This is a genomic window from uncultured Nostoc sp. (assembly GCF_964245445.1).
Classification (GTDB): Bacteria; Cyanobacteriota; Cyanobacteriia; order Cyanobacteriales; family Nostocaceae; genus Nostoc.
This window is the reverse complement of record NZ_CAXTNE010000164.1, coordinates 1-17,974: the sequence shown is the minus strand read 5'-3', so window position 1 is coordinate 17,974 and position 17,974 is coordinate 1. Positions and strand designations below refer to the sequence as shown.

Genomic DNA, 17,974 nt, shown 5'->3' with positions numbered 1-17,974 from the left:
TGCTGGGGGCAAGGGAGAAAATAAAAATTACCTCTTTCCCCTCTCCCCTGCTCTCTGCCCCTCTGCCTTTTCTGCCCCACTCCCCTCCTCTTGACTTATACCTGTGGTGAATGCGCTACCCTTGTACTATGGTTTAAAGTAGAGTTAGCAATTAAGCTAAATAAAACTGCCAATGGTGTTTAATCCTGACTTTTTAAATGACAACTCTGAGGAACACCCTAATCAACTTCTTTCAGACCACTCTGAGCAATACCCGAATCAGCTACTCAAGTATCTACAACATCAGTCTCCTGATGTTTTAGCCAGGATTGCTCAGTCCGCCAGCCCCGAAATTAAACAAATCATCTCGCAAAATGTCCAAGGGCTTGTGGGAATGCTCCCGCCAGAAAATTTCAACGTGCAAATCACAACAGATCGGGAGAATTTAGCTGGGCTTCTAGCGTCGGCCATGATGACAGGGTATTTTCTACGCCAGATGGAACAAAGAATGCAGTTAGAGAATTTGTCTAATGGTCAATAGTCAGTAGTCAAATATTCTGGAACTATTGACCAAATAATTACTAATTCGTAATTCGTAATTCGTAATTAAAAAAGTTACAGCAGCCCACACTGAATTAAAAATTCAGTGGTTAACAAGATATTTGTGGAAAGTTAAAGCTTCCACTGATAACGTAGCGGTAGCAAGTTCGCTTAGTCTTACAAAGAAGCAAGCTACGCGCAGCATCTGCTTAGAGAGCGTCTTGCAATTACGAATTATCAATTACGAATTATTTTGACTACTTCCTTTCAGGATAAGCTCCTGATTGCACTTTGAAGGTTTGAATTTTACCGCTACGGTTGACTTCGATAGCTATTATGTCCCCAACTGTGCTGGACTCTACGAGCTTCTGGACTTGGGCTGAGGTTTTGACTGGTTTACCGTTAACTTTTTGAATCACGTCTCCAGGAAGTAGTCCTCCACGCTTGGCTGGGGAATCATCTGTGACTCCTTTAATCACAATCCCAGCATCCTGCTGAATGTTGACCCGATTTTCTTGATTAATCTGCTGTTTTCTAGTGGGAGAAAGGTCTGCCATTTCGATACCCAAGAAGGGATGTTCCACACGCCCTTTGGTAAAAAGTTCATTAGCGATGCGGGCGGCGGTTTCAATGGGGATAGCGAAACCGAGTCCTTGAGCATCAGCGCGGATGGCAGTGTTAACACCAATCACTTCGCCTTGGGCGTTTAACAAGGGGCCACCAGAATTACCAGGGTTAATTGCGGCATCAGTTTGGATAAAGCTGACTCGCTTATCTGGGACACCAACTTGAGTGCTGGTGCGATCTGTCGCGCTGACAATGCCGATAGTGACAGTATTATCTAAACCAAGAGGATTGCCAATAGCGATCGCCCATTGTCCTGGTATTAAGTTTTGTGAATTGCCTAATTTCACAGTCGGTAAATGATCCGCTTTTATTTTTACCACCGCTACATCTGTTACCGAATCAACTCCTACCACCTTCCCCTCTAGACTCCGACCATCCTTGAGGGTGACTTGTACTGTATCTGTATCAGCTACCACATGAGCGTTGGTGAGTAATTCTCCATCTTCGCTCAAAATAAATCCCGATCCTGTACCGCGCTCAATGCGTTCTTGGGGAATTGGTTGCTCATCCTCTCCAAAAAATCGCCGCAAGAGGGGATTTTTCAAGGCATCAGAGATAGGATTAGCGACTTTGCGCGTGGCATTAATTCGCACCACAGCCGGGCCAACTTTTTGCACTGCCGTCGCAATAAAATTTACATTATCGCCCCCAGTAGCCCCAATTGCTCCGTTAGAAGAATTTGGCACTACAGATTCTGGAGGCGAAGCCATTGTTACATTTTTTAACTGTAGGAACGAAGAATTTTTGAGCAGGAGATAGCGACTGCCAAATAAACCTGCACCACAGCCAAACACCAGTAAAAATACATAAATTGCCAGTTGCTTTAAGGATAACTTCATAATCATTCTGCTTAAGGACAGAAATGCAGTTGCTAATTTCTAAGTGTAGTCAAGCTAACGGCAAGTGGACAGATCAATTTACGAGGAATTAGAGATTGGGCAGAAGAGGCAAAGGGGCAGAAAGCAGGGAGCAGGGAGCAGAGGGGAAAGAGATAATTTTTATTCTCCCCGTTGTCCTCTGCTCCCCTGCTCCTTCGTCCCCCACTTGCCACACTCTCCATCTAAAATTTAAAGTTAATGCGATCTTGACCTGTATACATGACTTTACCCTTTCGTCAACTGATTCTCTGTAGCTTAGTTAGCGCCTTGAGCTTAGTATCCATACTGCCAAACATCAACAGCGCCAAAGCTGCTGTGGGTGATTGCCCAACTCCAGCCCTATCTCGCTTCCAACGCCATAAAGTTGTTCGTGGCGAAACTTTGGAGAGCATAGCCCAGCGCTACAATCTCATACCTACAACTATTATCGGCATGAATCCAGCTTTGCAGAGCGGTGCGATCGCAGCCGTTGGTAGTGTACTTCAAATTCCTCCCTACAATGGGATTGTAGTCGAAGTGCCTCGTGGTCAAACTTGGCGACAAGTGGCGGCACAATACAAAGTTCGTGCTGATAGCCTTTTTGAGGTGAATGGCTGCCAACAAGACCCCAGGATTGTGTTTGTTCCGGGGGTAAATTGGTCGCCCAATGGTGTTGTAACTAAGTCCCCTTTACCTACTGATGCAGGTACGTTAAACCGTGCATCCTTGTCTGGATATCCTTTGGGGGAAGTGGCAAATGTGGGATTAGCTTACGGCTGGCAAATTAATCCTGCTACGGGTCAAGTTTTCTTCCACAGTGGTGTTGATTTATTAGCACCAGTTGGTACAGATGTGCTAGCGATCGCGCCTGGAACCGTAGCCTTTGCTAATGACCAAGGTTCATACGGCAAGTTGGTCATTATTAACCACAGTGGCGGACTCCAAAGCCGCTATGCCCAGCTTGACAGTATCAAGGTTTCTGTCGGTCAACAAGTAAAAAAAGGAGACTTACTGGGAACAGTAGGTACTAGCGGACAACCAACCTCCAGTCAACCGCACCTCCATTTTGAAGTGCGTTCTAGCTCATCTCTGGGTTGGGTAGCAGAAGATCCAAAGGGTTATTTGAAAAAATGAGGTTTGTTTTGAAACGCAGAGGAACGCAAAAAAATCTCTGTGTTCCTCTGCGAAACCTTTGCGATCCTTTGCGTTAAAAAAAAGATGCTATATTTTCGCTAGATTTTACGATGTGCATTCCTGCCTTTGCAAATCTTGCAAATGCCGCATTTGCCTGTTCTGTGTAGTCCACAACACCGGGAACAACAACAGGCGAAGTAGAATCTTCTAACAAATAGATTTTTTGAGCAAGGGTGGCATCTACCTGTTTAATTTCTGTTAATAAATCGTCAATTGTCCAAGCGACGCAGTGACTTTTAGCTTGACCACCAATAATTACTGCATCATATTCTAAAAGTTGCTTAATCAGGCGCGTGTTCTTTAGAGCAAGTGGACGTTGCTCAAAATCTTCTAACACCTCTGGACGCAAAATGGAATAGTTTTCCGTTAAGGGATTTTCACCTTTAATTTCAAATTGCGTTTGACTCTGACGAGCAATCCCGTGAAAAAATATCGCTTCTTCTACTGATGAAACTAAAGCATGACCAATACCACCCAACATAGAGTGATAAGGCCAAACTGTCAGGGGATATTTACCGTCTTGACTGAGTTGCTTAACGTAATGGTAAGTATGTTTTTCTAATAATTCATAATCCCCATTAGTAACAGTATCAGCAACTGCTGGATTAACTTTCCAAATACCTTGTTCGATATCTTTTGGGGTAATGTTAGTAGCTGCTGGAGTAGGATGTTCTCCGGCGGCATTCACCCAAAAGATAGGATGGAAAATTTGTGTTGCTGTGTGGGTATCTAGAGTAGGTACAATTTTTGTAATTACTCCCAAGTTGCGATAAATAAACTCACATAATCTGACATTATCATCCACCGCCCCTTTCCCAGATTTTCCACCTACAAATAATTCAAATCCTGGAATACAGAAGGTGTTTTGGACATCAATTAATAGTAAGCAAATCCGGCTTTTATCTAAAGATGCAGGTTTGATATCGTGTTGTTTTGCCCAGATTTCAGCTTCGGCGGCACGTTCTTGGTAAGGTACGCGCCAGACTTCGCCCACTTCTTCAGGGTTAAAGTGTGGGGGAATTAGTAGTTGGGGGGTTATTTGGGTGTTCATAATTACAGCCGCTTTTATTCTGTAATAACATCTATGATTTCAATCCCGAAATTTTCTCAAGCCCACAGAAATAGTATATTTGTATTATAAGAACATAATTTTAGCAATCGCTCTTATGAACCGAGATATTGCAGGTTAGGTCATAGAATTATGATGATATTAGTAATATTTATGACTCAGCAATAAAGTGATCGCTTCCCTAAGCTTTTCTGTGAAACCTGCGCGATCACTACTCAAGCTACTCAGTTAAAATAATTTTTCAGCAATATATCTTTATAAATGAGCAAAACTTTTGAATTGCTCTTTATTTCTTTGCTTGTCTTATTTTCCTTTTTTTTCTACCTAATTGTCCAAAAGAGCCACTAGCTGTGGCAATCTGGGAAACAGAGATTTATCAAATCTGATATTTTAACGACAGCAAATTTACCTAATCAGGTTATGCAAACTCTGCCCATAGTAGATACTTCAAATACTACATCCAGTCAACCTACCTTTGATACAACTATCAAGCGGCGTAAAACCCGTCCCGTAAAGGTGGGAAATGTCACCATTGGCGGTGGCTACCCCGTTGTAGTGCAGTCAATGATTAACGAAGACACCCTTGATATTGATGGTTCCGTGGCTGGTATTCGTCGTCTGCACGAAATAGGCTGCGAAATTGTCCGTGTTACAGTGCCGAGTATGGCTCATGCTAAAGCTTTAGCAGAAATTAAACAAAAACTAATAAAAACTTACCAAGACGTGCCGATTGTGGCTGATGTCCATCACAACGGACTAAAAATCGCTCTGGAAGTATCCAAGCACATAGAAAAAGTGCGGATTAACCCGGGGTTATATGTCTTTGAAAAGCCCAACGTCAATCGAACCGAGTATACTAAATCCGAATTTGACGAAATTGGCGAAAAAATCCGCGAAACCTTAGAACCTCTAGTAGTTTCTTTACGCGATCAAGGTAAATCGATGCGAATTGGGGTAAATCACGGTTCCCTCGCTGAAAGGATGCTATTTACCTACGGTGACACCCCAGAAGGCATGGTGGAATCTGCTATAGAATTCATTCGCATCTGTGAATCCTTGGATTTCCGCAACTTGGTAATTTCCATGAAAGCCTCACGAGTACCAGTGATGCTAGCCGCTTATCGCCTGATAGCCAAGCGCATGGATGAACTGGGTATGGATTATCCGCTACATTTAGGCGTTACGGAAGCCGGTGATGGGGAATACGGACGAATTAAATCCACGGCTGGTATTGCTACCTTACTTGCTGATGGCATTGGCGATACAATTCGCGTCTCACTTACAGAAGCACCAGAAAAAGAAATTCCCGTCTGTTATAGCATTCTCCAAGCTTTGGGATTGCGAAAAACGATGGTGGAATACGTCGCTTGTCCTTCCTGTGGACGCACTTTGTTTAACTTAGAAGAAGTGTTGCACAAAGTTCGGGAAGCCACTAAACACTTAACTGGTCTTGATATAGCGGTTATGGGTTGTATTGTCAATGGCCCCGGAGAAATGGCGGATGCCGACTATGGTTATGTTGGCAAAACACCTGGTTATATTTCTCTGTATCGTGGCAGAGAGGAAATTAAAAAAGTCCCGGAAGATAAAGGTGTAGAGGAATTAATTAACCTGATTAAGGGAGATGAACGCTGGGTAGAACCGTAAGGGGAGTAGGGAGTGGGGGGAGAAATCAATTCAAAATTCAAAAATAAAGAACTTCTGCCTCCTGCCTCCTGTGCCCATCCCAATTCCCGATTCCCCACTCCCCACTCCCCACTCCCAAAAATTTTGTATAGACTATCAAGTTCGCCAGATTGTCAAGTATTTTGGTTAAATTAAGGATACATACTCGGTCTGCACAGTGGTAGCCTGTGTTAGATTGAGCATACTGACTATATATTTTCCCTCTGACGCAACTGTCATTATGGTGACTACAAAAAGTATTCTTGTTTTGGGTGCTACGGCAGTGACACTCTCCACGATCGCTGTTACTAGCCTTGGCATTCATTCGCGAGGTCAGGCTTTATTTAAAGCAAGTCCTAAACAATTAGTAGATGAAGTTTGGCAAAATATATACCGCAATTACGTAGATGGTACTTTTAATCAAGTAGACTGGCAGGCTGTTCGTAAAGAATACTTAAGCAAGTCCTACAGTAATCCGCAGGAAGCGTATAAGTCCATTCGGGAAATGCTCAAAAAGCTAGATGACCCATACACCCGGTTTATGGACCCAGAAGAATTCAAGAATATGCAAGTGGATACCTCTGGAGAATTGACAGGGATTGGGATCACGATCAGCCAGGATGAAAAAACCAAGCAATTGGTTGTAATTGCGCCAATTGAAGATACACCAGCTTATAAAGCTGGTGTTTTGGCAAAAGATGTCATCCTCAAAATCGACGGCAAGAATACCAAGGGGATGGATACTAATCAGGCGGTATCCATGATTCGAGGTGAAGCAGGAACGAAAGTCAGCTTAACAATTCAGCGCGACGGTCAGACAAAAGAGTTTGACATCAAACGGGCGCGGATTGAAATTCATCCAGTTAAATATTCCCAAAAGAAAACACCAGCAGGTAATCTTGGCTACATTCGCCTGAACCAGTTCAGTGCTAATGCTGGTAAAGAAATGCAAATCGCTATTAAGGATTTAGAAAGCAAAAAGGTAGCTGGATATATTCTGGATCTGCGTGGTAATCCAGGCGGCTTACTCTTCTCCAGTGTAGACATTGCCCGGATGTGGATAGACAAAGGTAAGATTGTCTCCACCGTTGAACGCCAAGGAGAGGCAGAAAAAGAAGAAGCAAATGGACGCGCCTTGACAAATAAACCTTTGGTGGTGCTGGTAGATAAAGGTTCAGCCAGTGCAAGTGAAATCCTCTCAGGGGCTTTGCAGGATAACAAGCGTGCTACTTTGGTTGGTACTCAAACCTTTGGTAAAGGACTAGTGCAATCGGTGCGTCCCTTGGAAGATGGCTCAGGATTGGCGGTAACAATTGCTCATTACTATACCCCCAATGGTACAGATATTAATCATAAAGGTATTAGTCCAGATGTGAAGGTGGATTTGAGTAAAGCTCAGATGCAGGAATTGTGGCTTCATGAACGTGACAAACTCGCTACTTTAGCAGATCCCCAATTCGCTAAAGCAGTGGATGTGATAGGTAAAAAAATTGCTGCTCAGGGCGCAGCCACAGCAGAAAAATGAAGAGTTGGGAATAAAGTTAGGAGTGAATAGGGAGGAGTTAGGAATAAAAACCATCATTGTGAACTCCTAACTCAAACTCCTAACTCCTAATTTAAACTGGTTGGCACTTTCCAGCCCTAATAAGTCCGACACGCCGAGCGATCGCTTCTTCTTGCGAACTAAAAGGCCCCCACTGTTCTATAATCTCTAGATTATCGTCTCCAACTTTGTTGCTGGTGAAAATTTTGCAATTCCCAGTAGAGTGCTTGACAATATACCAAGTTTGTGATTCATTCATACTTGAAATAAAACATTTGTTTTTTACAGTAAAAATTCTACGGCATACAAAAAATATTCTCGCGTGTATGCGATTACATCGGATCTGATTTAGCTATAAACTACACTCACCAACCAGTTCCTTACAGCCATAAATTTGCTATTTGCCCTTGTCTACCCACTGATGAATTTTAATAAAAATATAAAGTTCACTTAAATAAGTAGATAAATTAATATCTATAATACATATATAATACTTTTGAAATCCAAGGGATTGATATGCGTTTACCTATCATTATCAGTGCCGGTTTATTGTTATCTTTCGGACTGAACCTACCAGTAATGTCTAAATCTCCCATAGAGATAGCACAATCGCCACCGAAGAATAACTTGAGTTTAAAGCGAGCAGAAAAGCGATTAGAATTTAATCGCCGTTTCTGGAATCAGCAAAATATTTCCAACTATGACTATACTTTGAGCAATAGTTGCTTTTGTATAGGCGATGCTAGGGGGCCAGTAGTAATTAAAGTACGTAATGGTCAAACAAGTTCTGTCACTTCTGTAGCTACAGGTAAAGATGTTAAAGAATACTTTCAAAATTACAACACAATTCCTAAACTGTTTGATGTGATTCAAGATGCTATCAACCGTAAAGCCTTCAGCCTGAATGTGCGGTATAATGCTAGATTCGGCTATCCAACCCAAATTGATATCGATTACAACAGTCAGATAGCTGATGAAGAAAGATATCTCACCATTGAGAATTTTGAGGTAATTAAATAGCTGCCACTGCAAACATAAAATTAGAGATTAAGGCAATAAGTATACTTACCTTATCTTGCATAAATGCTTAAACTGTCATCTTGAGCGGAGCGAAACATCTAGTGAAAATTTTCTCTCCCCTGAGTTCCGCTCAAAATGACATTCCTGATTTTTTGACTTTTGCAAGAGGTCTATTAACTGCTGGCGTTTAAGTTTTTATTGCTGTACAAATCGCTCTCATTTTTCACATAATTAAATTTCCTCTAAGAAAAAAGATTGGTGTTGCTGATTAGATGTATAAATCTTGGTATAAGGGTGCGAAATTTTAAGCGTAGGCGTAGCCCACCGTAGGCATCGCTCCTTACCAAGGTAGTGGTAAAGTAGTGATTTATTGATTGTTAACTCTTGCCGAACAAAGATTTCTAGCTATGGTGTCACTACATCTTTACCATTAGAAAAATCTTTAGTTTTGTATCACTGAATGCTTGATGTTGAAGTGAAGAACTCGGACAATGCTTTTGCAATCAAAAGTACAAAAATGTGAAAAAAATTAAGATTTTCAAGTTTCTGCTGCCATTTGTGGTAGTAGTTTTATTCATAATTGGGTTGGCAAAGCTCGTACCAGCCCAGTCATCAGTAAGTGTTCACCTAACCCTTGGCAATCCCAGCAATGCTGGAACTTCCAGCCAAAATAATTACTTGCTGGTAAAACCACAGTATGTAATTGGTTACAACTGCTCAATAGGTAGAGCAAATTGGGTGTCTTGGCAATTGAATAGTAGTTGGTTAGGTAGCACACCAAGGCAAGATAATTTTCGCCCTGATACAACACTTCCTCTTGGGTGCTATCAAGTTCAATCTACCGATTTTAGTGGAAGTGGGTTTGATCGTGGTCACATGACACCTAGTGGTGACAGAACTAATAGTGTTAGCAATAATTCTGCCACCTTTTTGATGAGCAACATGATTGCTCAAGCCCCAGATAACAATCAGGGAATTTGGGCAAACCTAGAGGAATATTCCAGGACTTTAGTAACACAGGGTAAAGAACTCTACATCATATCTGGTGGATATGGGATGGGCGGTACCGGGTTTAACGGAAGGTTCTATACAATAGCTAATGGAAGAGTTCAAGTCCCTAGTATAACTTGGAAAGTTATTGCTGTACTGAATACTCCAGGTTTAGGTCTTGCTGGCGTGACAACCAACACGAGAGTTATTGCTGTCAGTATTCCCAACATCCAAGGGGTGCGAACAGCGAATTGGAGAAACTATCGGGTTAGCGTTGACTCATTAGAATCTCTAACTGGATACAATTTTCTCTCAGAAATCTCAACATCTATTCAGTCTGAAATAGAAGCGCGAGTCGATAATTTATAAGTTGGGATAATTTCAAAAATGAGAAAGCCTAGCATCTGTGCAGTTAGGCTTTTATTTAGAAAAATTTCCAAACTCCTTACTAAGTTTCAACCAGTTTTGTCACTACTCCAACTAAGTCACCATCTTTAGTTTGCCCTATGATATAAGCGTCAATATTTATTTGTCCAACACGATAAACGCTGATGTCACTAAGATTATCTTTAAGCGTTTGGATAAGTGTTTGAAATTTTTTCACATCTTTTTTCTGTAATTCATTGTGCCACTCTTGCTCAAATGCACAATTACGAAAGAGATAGTCCAAGTCTACTATTTCTACTGGCAGGTCTTGAGAACCTGTTAGCTGTAATATTTTCTCCTGTGTTGCAGGTGCAGCACCTTTCCACTGAACAACCTCGAAAGGGTAATCTGATTCGCTCATCATTAACAAGCCAGTACTAGCTTCCTTTAGTTTTTCGACAATCTCGCCGCTCATAGTCATCAGTTTCTAGCAACGCTCATACTGTATCATTCAGCCAGTAGCAAAGTGGGAATGGGACAACTCGACCATTGAGTAGAAGATTTAGCGCGGATAGGAGCAAGAATTACATTAAGTTTGGGTGATTTGCTTTCTTACCCATTGACGAAATGCTCTAAGCGTTGGACTTCTACCTAAAGTTCGGCTCTGTTCGACAAATCGGGGAATTACTTCAACAATGGGCAAGTTGGGGAACGTAGAACTAATTTCAGACTCAATGTATTTACCATTCTGAAGAATATTAATTTATTGAAATTTCATGTTGAAGCTTGCAAAAGCCAATATAAGACTATCGTACCAAGAAATAATGTTGTACTACTAAAGTTTTAACGAGATATGCAAAAAATAAGTGCTGTTACTTTAGCTAGATTGCAGGGAAAACTATGTCAAGCCATTAATCTGATAAGAAAATTTTAGGGCTTTGAGGTTCCTGTTTCTGGCTGGATCATAATAGGCGTACCGCCTTTTTCAGAACCAATAATTACAAGCTTAGAATTATTAGATTGAGCTAGCTTTTCTGTTGCTTCAATCGCTCGCAATTGTAGCACTTGGTTGGTAAGTTCAGCAGAGATAATTTTTTGGGAATCAGCTATACCTCGCGCTTCAATACGCTTTCGTTCTGCCTCTTGACGCTCTTTTTCTAAAACAAATTTCATCTGCTGGTTTTCTTGCTCTGTCTTGAGTCTGTTTTGAATTGCAACTTGTAGAGTATCAGGCATTTTGACGTTTCGTAAAAGAGCTTCCTCAACGATGAAACCCAAAGTGGGTATCTCCTGGGTGAGTTGTTGGTCAATTTTTTGGGCGATTTCTTGGCGTTTGGTAGAGTAAATAGCACTGGCTGGGTAGTTTGCCGTGATGGCGCGGACAGTAGAACGGAATCTGGAAATTACCAGTTGTGTTTCATCAGTTCCAATTGTTTTATATACTGTAGCTGCCTTTTGCGGATCAAGCTTGTACTGAAGACTGACATCAAGATTTAGGCTCAAACCTTCTTGGGATATTACATCTACATTTTCCTTTACATCCTTAATGCGAGTGGAAAAATTCAGCACTTTGTTAAAGGGATTAAGCAAGTGAACACCAGGATTAAGAGTAGTTTCGGAAACTTCGCCAAACAAGTTGACGACACCGACATTGCCTGGTGGGACAATCACTAAAAGCCTAGAAATAGAATTCAGGACTGCAATACTACTAATCAATATCATAATTGTGCGTATTGCTAAACGTGACTTTTCACCGGATATCCTACTTGTATTGAGATAAACAAGAATTGCAATTAGGCTAGTTAAAAGAGAGACTATAAAGCCCATGAGTTTTTTCTCTGTAATTAAGACGAATATACTTAATCACATAATTCCCAAATGCTTTTATGAAACTAATATCATTTCACACAAGTTAGCGGTTTACGAATCTTTTTACAGATTAAATAAAGATTTCCGACTTCTGAGAGAAGTTGCAAATCTCAGCCTTGGAGCGATGCCTACGGCGGGCAAAGCCTACGCACTTTACTAGCAAGTAATGTATTATGTAATATATACATTATGTAGTATTTAAATTATGTCGAGTAAAATTCGTAAGCAGATTTATATTGAACCGCATCAAGAACATCTGTTAAAAGCGATCGCCCAACAAGCGGGTGTAAGTGAAGCAGAGATTATTCGCCAAGCTATTGACCTTCATCTTGGTGAAATAACAGCACCCCAAACCAATCTTGCAATGTGGGAAGCCGAAAGAGAATTTATTGATCACATCAAAACTCGATCTGCTCAACTTGGAGGTTGGGACTGGCAGCGTGAAGACCTCTATGAACGGTAGGATTTTACTTGATACGTTTTGGGACGCGCAAATTTGGGCAACGGCGCGACTCAACCAAATTGAAGAAGTTTATACTGAGGACTTCGCATCAGGTGCGAGAGTTGAGGGTGTGCGGTTTACGAATCCTTTTATAGATTGAAAAAGATTCCCAACTTATTAAAGAAGTCGGGAATCTCAGTCTTCGAGTGATCGCTACTCTAAATTAATTCAAAATCCAAGATTACTTGCCGTTGCCGTTACCGCCATTACCATTGCTGTGAATGACACGTTCAGCAAGCTTTTCTGGTACTTCCTGAAGATGGTCATATTCCCAGTGGAAGGAACCAACGCCCAAGGTGAGCGATCGCAGCTCTACAATAAAGTTTTGCATCTCTGCCTGTGGCAAGTATGCAGAGATATTATCCCAGCCTTGCCAATCGTTTCTGCCTTCATAGCCTAAAATTTGCCCCCGTCTACCACTCAACAGTTGCAGCACTTTGGAGGTAAATTCGCTAGGTGTGGTCACTTCCACCCGCACAATTGGTTCTAACAGGGTAGGTTCCGCTTGGGGTATTCCCGTTTGCATTGCCAATCGGGCAGCTTGTTTAAAGGCTTGTTCAGAACTATCAACGTTGTGGTATGTACCATTAGTCAGAGTTACCGCCAAATCTACCATTGGGAAGCCCAAAGGCCCATGTGTCAGAAATTCCCGCACGCCCATTTCCACCCCAGGAATGTACTGTTTAGGAACCACACCGCCAACAATAGTTTCATTAAAGTTGAAACCTGTACCGCGTGGTAGGGGTTTGATGTCGAGAAAAACATCACCAAACTGCCCGTGACCACCGCTTTGGTGCTTGTAGCGCCCATGAATTGAAGCCACTGTTTTGCGGATGGTTTCTTTGTAAGGCACTTGCGGTAAATGAGTTGTCATTGGCAAGTTATATTTGCGGCGCAGTCTGTCTAGGGCGACTTGTAAATGAATTTCGCCTTGACCCCACAAGATAACTTCGTGAGTATCGCCGTGTTGTTCCCAAGCAAGTGAGCAGTCTTCTTCCAATAATTTGGTGATGGCACCACTGAGTTTAACTTCATCGTTGCGCTTTTCTGGTGTAATCGCGAGGGCATACACTGGTTCCAACTCTACAGCTTTGGGTAATTTTATTGCCGACTGCTGTTCTGTGGACATTGTATCGCCTGTCTTGATTCCTTCTAAACGGCTCAATGCGACAATTTCACCAGCATTAACTTGGTTAACTGACTGCTGTTGTTGTCCCATGAGGCGGTAAATTCCACCAGTGCGAATGCCATTGAGGACAATGCCATCAGTTAATTTGCCCCGCCAAACACGTACCAAAGAGAGTTTGCCACCTTGAGGAGTGTAGTAAGTTTTTAATACCTGCGCTAAAGGTGTATCACCTTTTATGTTTTTTAAACGACGTTCTGCTGTGGTTTCTGGTTCGGGGGCTTCCCGTAACAAGGCTTCTAATAGAGGTCTAACACCATAATCTTGTTCTGCTACACCAAAAAAAACGGGCACTACTAAATCTGCCCCTAATTCCATTTTTAAATCTTTGAGGATTTCCTCTTGAGGAGGTTCGATGTCTTCTAAAAGTTCTTCGAGTAAATGGTCGTCAAAATTTGCTAAGGCTTCGAGCATTTCTGCCCGTGCTGTATGTTCTTCTTCTTTTAAACTTTCGGGAAAGGGGATGGGGTCAGCAGGTGCGCCTGGATGATATTGATATGCCTGTTCACTCACCATATCGATAAAGCCGGTGAGTTGTTCCCCGTTCATGATGGGATATTGATGCGCTACCAAAGGACGGCTAGATATTGCTTTCAGGGCGTGCAATGTTTCCAAAACGTGGATATTTGCCCGATCCATTTTGTTGACGAAGACGAGGTGGGGAATTTCCCAATCGTCGAGGAATTTAAATAGAGGGGCGAGGGTGAGGACGCGATCGCGGATGGGTTCGCAAACTACAATTGCCGCATCCACTCCCATTAAAGCATTGTACGTTTCTTGGGCAAATTCTACACTTCCCGGACAGTCAATAAAAGTGAAGCGAATGCCGTTATACTCAGTGCTAGCGGCGCTGACTTCTACACTCATGTGGCGATCGCGCGACTCGGCAGCACTATCTCCCACTGTATTGCTGTCTTTAACACTCCCTTTGCGAGAAATTGCCCCTGTGACAAATAACAAGCTTTCTAGTAAAGTGGTTTTTCCACTTAAATAAGGCCCGACAATTGCAACATTCCGCGAACCCGATTTTACTTTTTCGTTCATAAAACCTCCCTTGCGGTAAGTTTTTCCTAACCGCATTATTCTGTATATATCAGGGATAAAAAATGGTTCTCTGGAGTCAAACTTACCCCTTCTTTAATTTGTTATTATCCTCCCTTTAATCGAAAGTTAAAAAAATTGTAGCCTGTCGTAAGATTTAGCTTAAGAAAAGTTAACTATCAAAAAATTTTATAGCAAAATAAAAATTTTTGTAAAAAACTTTTTATAAAGTAAATTTAACTGAAAGTGTTGCAAGTCAGAAAATCAATGGGAAAATCATTCTTTAAATATCGCATAGCCGGGTTAGTAAGTTTGATGCTGCTTGTTAGTATTTCCTTTCCCTCTGTTTCTCTATCTGCTCCTGTCCCCTCAAAGCTGGCACAATCTAATGCTAAAACTGCTGTAGACTGGTTAAACCAAGGTTTACAAGCAATTCAGGCGGGAAAGGTACAAGATGCGATCGCAGCCTTTAAACAAGCAACTCGATTAGATCCGACATTAGCACCAGCACACTATAATTTAGGGTTAGCATTCCGACAAACGGGACAATTACAACCCTCTGCGGATGCATTTTATCGAGCAACGCAAGCCGATCCTAAGTTTGCTCCGGCTTTTGCTAATTTAGGTGGTGCGTTGTTAGAGGGGAATAATTTACAGTTAGCTAACGATTACTTGCAACGAGCGTTAGAACTTGATCCTAAACTAGGATTTGCCCACTATAACTTGGGATTGGTACGAGAACAGCAACGAGATTGTGAAAAAGCGATCGCATCTTTTAGAAAAGCCATAGAATATAGCAAAAACGCACCAGAGCCTCCTTATCATATAGGGATGTGTTATCTCCAACAAGGCAAACTCGATCAAGCCAGAAATGCTTTTAATCAGGCAGTAAAAATTAATCCGAAGTATCCAGAAGCTTACTACAATCTCGGTTCAATTTGGTTTGGGCAACGCAAATCACAAGAGGCATTAGAGGCTTTTAGAAAATCAGCCGAAGCTAACTCTAACTATCCCAACGCTTATTATGGTGCAGGGTTAGTTTTTATGCAGTTACAGCAATATGGAGATGCAGTACAAGTATTGCAATTTGCTAGAGATTTATATAATGCTCAGAAAAATCCTCAGTGGGCAAAAAATGCCGAGCAATTGTTGCAACAAGCACAAAATTTAAATTACAAACCTCGCTGAGGCGCAAAAACTTAATATTGCATAACATAAAACTATTGGGTTAACTGGCTGGTGTTGTCTGAACTTGTCCCGATTGGAATAAAACGTACATGCAAAAGCGCCAGAAAAGTCGATTTTTATTTAGCGATCGCTGGCTTGATCGGCACTCAATTGTTCGCAACATGGAAGCCTTTCAAGACTTAATTGTGATTGTCTTGTGTTTGGGATTGTTCGCTGTCATGCTGATCCAATTGTGGGGGTTATTTATCGCCATTATGCAGCAACTGGATTATAAACATGTGACTGCCAAAATACTATTTGTGTTGATTTTAGTCGAGTTATTCCGACTATTAATGGTCTATTTGCAAGAACATAGTATCTCAGTAGGAGTTGCAGTAGAGGTAACAATTGTATCTCTCTTGCGTGAGATAGTAGTTCACGGAGCGCTGGAAATTTCTTGGATTAATACGCTTGCAATTTGTGGTTTGTTATTTGTTCTGGGTGGACTACTCGTAGTCTGTGCTAAGACGCCACACATGGATTGCATGAGTGCTAACACTAAGTTTTGCCCGATTGTCTATAAAGGAGGTAGAGAACGACAAAACGAGTTGGAATTCCAGTATTCACGTCAATGTGATGAGAATCAACCGCTTGGATAAATTGTTATGAAAATGGGGAGTGGGAGAGACGCGATTAATCGCGTCTGTACTGGGGAGTAGTGAAAAATTATTTTCCTGCTCTCCACTCCTTTGATTAAGGCTGTGATCAGCAACTTGGATAGATCGAAAATCTAAAATGGTATAACTTAACTTTTGCAAGGTACTTCCGGCGTATTGAAATATACTCTTTTTGGAAGATGAATCGCTCTTTAAGGGTAAGTATAAAGTTAATTATAAATTCTAAAAGAGGTTCAGGCAATGGTTACAAATACAGGTAACGGACAGTCTCAACAAGCGATTAGCGACTTGGAGTATGATTTTATTACAGTTTTGCACAACAAGGCTGAAGCCGTTAAAGCTTACGATACCTACATCAAAGATGCAGAACAAGTAGGTTCTCAGCCTTGTGTAGAGTTGTTCCAAAAATTGCGTCAATCTGATATTGAACACGCACAAGAGATTCGCCAACATCTACAACAAGTGCTGCAACACGGTAAGATGTAATCCAGATTTTAAGTGCGATCGCTCTGGTTTACTAAATATAAAAAAAGCGATCGCACTTGCTGATTACATTAAATGCCAGAGCAAACGCATTTTATTTACTAATAAAAACTAATAAAGAGCAAGTTTAAAAGAGCGCGTTTGTGTTCAGGGCCTTGTAGAGAGTAAAACGGCAGAGTAGAGAGCAATGCCTATAGCGGACGGGTACGCCATCGTACCCATTTTTGAGAGCGCTATTTGCTCTATGCTGAAGCGGAAAGTAAAAATAACAGCTATGAAATTTGCACAAAATCTCAGGCCCCGCCAAGGCTTACTGAAAGCCCTGACTCTAGCTTTCCTTCTATCAGTATCTGTAATGCCCCTTAATGTTCTAGCCAACGAGAGCGAAAAAGCGACATTCAACAGTACAACTACGCTCCAAACCATACTCACCACCAGTCATCGCTCAGAGCAGAATCGCCTCCGAGACAAGTACCGCCATCCAATCCAGACTTTGGAATTCTTCGGTCTGCGCCCAAATATGACCGTAGTTGAATTGTGGCCGGGAGGTGGCTGGTATACCGAGATATTAGCCCCATTCCTAGCGCCCAAGGGACAACTCATAGTTACTAACTTGGCTGATGCGAGTAAACCCGCTTTGGCTTTCCAAGAAAAACTAGCAGCTAATCCAAAGATTTTTGGTAAGGTCAAAGTAGCTAAAATTAATCCCCCAAATGAACTGACCCTAGCACCAGACAATTCTGTAGACCTAGTTGTTACCTTCCGCAATATTCACAACTGGGTTAAAGCAGGCTATGACGAGCAAGTTTATGCCGCGGCTTATAAAGCACTCAAGCCAGGAGGCATTCTGGGAGTGGAAGAACACCGCGCCCTTAAGGGGACTTCTTTACAAGAGAGTATTAAAACTGGCTATATGTCTGAAGATGGGGTAATTGCTGCTGTAGAGAAGGCTGGCTTCAAATTGGTAGGCAAATCAGAGATTAACGCTAACCCAAAAGATACCAAAGACTATCCGGGTGGAGTTTGGACACTACCTCCAACCTTGAGCCAAGGTCAAAAGGACAGGCAACGCTTCCTCACCATTGGAGAGAGCGATCGCATGACCCTCAAGTTCATTAAACCCAAAGCCCCCTAATTAGATATAATATCAAGTCCGGTTAATCACTTATGATTACTGGATCTGTGCAAAAATCCCAAAA

The 17,974-nt window shown here is 41.8% G+C and carries 18 protein-coding genes; 12 read left to right on the top strand and 6 right to left on the bottom strand.

The window, feature by feature from the left end:
- Positions 1-172: 172 nt before the first annotated feature.
- Positions 173-520, top strand: a complete 348-nt coding sequence (locus ACFE90_RS23830) for a DUF760 domain-containing protein (RefSeq protein ID WP_109009186.1) — start codon at positions 173-175, stop codon at positions 518-520.
- A 256-nt stretch (positions 521-776) separates the two neighbouring features.
- On the opposite strand, the gene ACFE90_RS23825 is transcribed toward ACFE90_RS23830, so the two are convergent.
- The gene (locus tag ACFE90_RS23825) at positions 777-1,985 is read right to left on the bottom strand and encodes an HhoA/HhoB/HtrA family serine endopeptidase (RefSeq protein WP_375504943.1); all 1,209 of its coding nucleotides are present in this window, start codon (positions 1,983-1,985) and stop codon (positions 777-779) included.
- Positions 1,986-2,243: 258 nt separating this feature from the next.
- Here ACFE90_RS23825 and ACFE90_RS23820 point away from each other — a divergent pair, with 258 nt between their 5' ends.
- The gene (locus tag ACFE90_RS23820) at positions 2,244-3,137 is read left to right on the top strand and encodes a peptidoglycan DD-metalloendopeptidase family protein (RefSeq protein ID WP_375504941.1); all 894 of its coding nucleotides are present in this window, start codon (positions 2,244-2,246) and stop codon (positions 3,135-3,137) included.
- A gap of 73 nt (positions 3,138-3,210) precedes the next feature.
- Here ACFE90_RS23820 and ACFE90_RS23815 read toward each other — a convergent pair whose 3' ends face one another.
- Entirely contained in the window at positions 3,211-4,248 is a 1,038-nt protein-coding gene (locus ACFE90_RS23815) for an isochorismatase (protein WP_375504939.1), read from the bottom strand.
- A 438-nt stretch (positions 4,249-4,686) separates the two neighbouring features.
- On the opposite strand from ACFE90_RS23815, the gene ispG reads away from it, so the two are divergent.
- Together ispG and ctpC are read left to right on the top strand one after the other, a co-directional pair.
- The gene (gene ispG / locus ACFE90_RS23810; protein ID WP_375504937.1) at positions 4,687-5,913 is read left to right on the top strand and encodes a (E)-4-hydroxy-3-methylbut-2-enyl-diphosphate synthase; all 1,227 of its coding nucleotides are present in this window, start codon (positions 4,687-4,689) and stop codon (positions 5,911-5,913) included.
- Positions 5,914-6,172: 259 nt separating this feature from the next.
- Positions 6,173-7,456, top strand: coding sequence for a carboxyl-terminal processing protease CtpC (ctpC, locus tag ACFE90_RS23805; RefSeq protein ID WP_375504935.1), 1,284 nt, complete (start codon positions 6,173-6,175; stop codon positions 7,454-7,456).
- Between the two features lie 91 nt (positions 7,457-7,547).
- On the opposite strand, the gene ACFE90_RS23800 is transcribed toward ctpC, so the two are convergent.
- Positions 7,548-7,733 (bottom strand): DDE transposase family protein, encoded by a 186-nt coding sequence (locus ACFE90_RS23800; protein ID WP_375504933.1) that lies wholly within the window; start codon positions 7,731-7,733, stop codon positions 7,548-7,550.
- Between the two features lie 257 nt (positions 7,734-7,990).
- Between ACFE90_RS23800 and ACFE90_RS23795 the strand changes: the two genes are divergently transcribed.
- Together ACFE90_RS23795 and ACFE90_RS23790 are read left to right on the top strand one after the other, a co-directional pair.
- The gene (locus ACFE90_RS23795) at positions 7,991-8,494 is read left to right on the top strand and encodes a DUF6174 domain-containing protein (RefSeq protein ID WP_375504931.1); all 504 of its coding nucleotides are present in this window, start codon (positions 7,991-7,993) and stop codon (positions 8,492-8,494) included.
- A 519-nt stretch (positions 8,495-9,013) separates the two neighbouring features.
- Complete coding sequence (locus ACFE90_RS23790) at positions 9,014-9,853, top strand: DNA/RNA non-specific endonuclease (protein ID WP_375504929.1); 840 nt, start codon at positions 9,014-9,016, stop codon at positions 9,851-9,853.
- Between the two features lie 79 nt (positions 9,854-9,932).
- On the opposite strand, the gene ACFE90_RS23785 is transcribed toward ACFE90_RS23790, so the two are convergent.
- Both ACFE90_RS23785 and ACFE90_RS23780 read right to left on the bottom strand, forming a co-directional pair.
- Positions 9,933-10,325, bottom strand: coding sequence for a nuclease A inhibitor family protein (locus ACFE90_RS23785; protein WP_375504927.1), 393 nt, complete (start codon positions 10,323-10,325; stop codon positions 9,933-9,935).
- A 455-nt stretch (positions 10,326-10,780) separates the two neighbouring features.
- Positions 10,781-11,677, bottom strand: a complete 897-nt coding sequence (locus ACFE90_RS23780; protein ID WP_375504925.1) for an SPFH domain-containing protein — start codon at positions 11,675-11,677, stop codon at positions 10,781-10,783.
- Positions 11,678-11,924: 247 nt separating this feature from the next.
- Between ACFE90_RS23780 and ACFE90_RS23775 the strand changes: the two genes are divergently transcribed.
- Both ACFE90_RS23775 and ACFE90_RS23770 read left to right on the top strand, forming a co-directional pair.
- Positions 11,925-12,182: a hypothetical protein gene (locus tag ACFE90_RS23775; protein WP_375504923.1), complete on the top strand. Its 258-nt coding sequence runs from the start codon at positions 11,925-11,927 to the stop codon at positions 12,180-12,182.
- On the top strand, positions 12,172-12,321 hold the full coding sequence (locus ACFE90_RS23770; protein WP_375504921.1) for a hypothetical protein: 150 nt from the start codon (positions 12,172-12,174) through the stop codon (positions 12,319-12,321). The genes ACFE90_RS23775 and ACFE90_RS23770 overlap by 11 nt, the downstream gene beginning before the upstream one ends.
- 81 nt (positions 12,322-12,402) lie before the next feature.
- Here the strand turns inward: ACFE90_RS23770 and ACFE90_RS23765 are convergent, their stop codons facing one another.
- Positions 12,403-14,451: an elongation factor G gene (locus ACFE90_RS23765; protein ID WP_375504919.1), complete on the bottom strand. Its 2,049-nt coding sequence runs from the start codon at positions 14,449-14,451 to the stop codon at positions 12,403-12,405.
- Between the two features lie 264 nt (positions 14,452-14,715).
- On the opposite strand from ACFE90_RS23765, the gene ACFE90_RS23760 reads away from it, so the two are divergent.
- The 4 genes from ACFE90_RS23760 to ACFE90_RS23745 all read left to right on the top strand — a co-directional run bounded on the left by ACFE90_RS23760 (position 14,716) and on the right by ACFE90_RS23745 (position 17,910).
- On the top strand, positions 14,716-15,636 hold the full coding sequence (locus ACFE90_RS23760; protein ID WP_375504917.1) for a tetratricopeptide repeat protein: 921 nt from the start codon (positions 14,716-14,718) through the stop codon (positions 15,634-15,636).
- Positions 15,637-15,725: 89 nt separating this feature from the next.
- Positions 15,726-16,274, top strand: coding sequence for a phosphate-starvation-inducible PsiE family protein (locus ACFE90_RS23755; RefSeq protein ID WP_375504915.1), 549 nt, complete (start codon positions 15,726-15,728; stop codon positions 16,272-16,274).
- A 258-nt stretch (positions 16,275-16,532) separates the two neighbouring features.
- Positions 16,533-16,778: a hypothetical protein gene (locus ACFE90_RS23750; RefSeq protein WP_334744344.1), complete on the top strand. Its 246-nt coding sequence runs from the start codon at positions 16,533-16,535 to the stop codon at positions 16,776-16,778.
- Between the two features lie 271 nt (positions 16,779-17,049).
- Positions 17,050-17,910 (top strand): class I SAM-dependent methyltransferase, encoded by an 861-nt coding sequence (locus ACFE90_RS23745; protein ID WP_375504913.1) that lies wholly within the window; start codon positions 17,050-17,052, stop codon positions 17,908-17,910.
- The last annotated feature ends 64 nt before the right edge of the window (positions 17,911-17,974 follow it).

What these genes read in the sequence shown, in the direction of transcription:
- ctpC (WP_375504935.1), top strand. Translation starts at nt 6,173, where the DNA reads ATGGTGACTACAAAAAGTATTCTTGTTTTGGGTGCTACGGCAGTGACA.
- ACFE90_RS23755 (WP_375504915.1), top strand. Translation starts at nt 15,726, where the DNA reads ATGCAAAAGCGCCAGAAAAGTCGATTTTTATTTAGCGATCGCTGGCTT.
- ACFE90_RS23775 (WP_375504923.1), top strand. Translation starts at nt 11,925, where the DNA reads ATGTCGAGTAAAATTCGTAAGCAGATTTATATTGAACCGCATCAAGAA.
- ACFE90_RS23765 (WP_375504919.1), bottom strand. Translation starts at nt 14,451, where the DNA reads ATGAACGAAAAAGTAAAATCGGGTTCGCGGAATGTTGCAATTGTCGGG.
- ACFE90_RS23825 (WP_375504943.1), bottom strand. Translation starts at nt 1,985, where the DNA reads ATGAAGTTATCCTTAAAGCAACTGGCAATTTATGTATTTTTACTGGTG.
- ACFE90_RS23780 (WP_375504925.1), bottom strand. Translation starts at nt 11,677, where the DNA reads ATGGGCTTTATAGTCTCTCTTTTAACTAGCCTAATTGCAATTCTTGTT.
- ACFE90_RS23830 (WP_109009186.1), top strand. Translation starts at nt 173, where the DNA reads ATGGTGTTTAATCCTGACTTTTTAAATGACAACTCTGAGGAACACCCT.
- ACFE90_RS23800 (WP_375504933.1), bottom strand. Translation starts at nt 7,733, where the DNA reads ATGAATGAATCACAAACTTGGTATATTGTCAAGCACTCTACTGGGAAT.
- ACFE90_RS23750 (WP_334744344.1), top strand. Translation starts at nt 16,533, where the DNA reads ATGGTTACAAATACAGGTAACGGACAGTCTCAACAAGCGATTAGCGAC.
- ACFE90_RS23795 (WP_375504931.1), top strand. Translation starts at nt 7,991, where the DNA reads ATGCGTTTACCTATCATTATCAGTGCCGGTTTATTGTTATCTTTCGGA.
- ispG (WP_375504937.1), top strand. Translation starts at nt 4,687, where the DNA reads ATGCAAACTCTGCCCATAGTAGATACTTCAAATACTACATCCAGTCAA.
- ACFE90_RS23785 (WP_375504927.1), bottom strand. Translation starts at nt 10,325, where the DNA reads ATGAGCGGCGAGATTGTCGAAAAACTAAAGGAAGCTAGTACTGGCTTG.
- ACFE90_RS23815 (WP_375504939.1), bottom strand. Translation starts at nt 4,248, where the DNA reads ATGAACACCCAAATAACCCCCCAACTACTAATTCCCCCACACTTTAAC.
- ACFE90_RS23770 (WP_375504921.1), top strand. Translation starts at nt 12,172, where the DNA reads ATGAACGGTAGGATTTTACTTGATACGTTTTGGGACGCGCAAATTTGG.
- ACFE90_RS23760 (WP_375504917.1), top strand. Translation starts at nt 14,716, where the DNA reads ATGGGAAAATCATTCTTTAAATATCGCATAGCCGGGTTAGTAAGTTTG.
- ACFE90_RS23745 (WP_375504913.1), top strand. Translation starts at nt 17,050, where the DNA reads ATGAAATTTGCACAAAATCTCAGGCCCCGCCAAGGCTTACTGAAAGCC.
- ACFE90_RS23820 (WP_375504941.1), top strand. Translation starts at nt 2,244, where the DNA reads ATGACTTTACCCTTTCGTCAACTGATTCTCTGTAGCTTAGTTAGCGCC.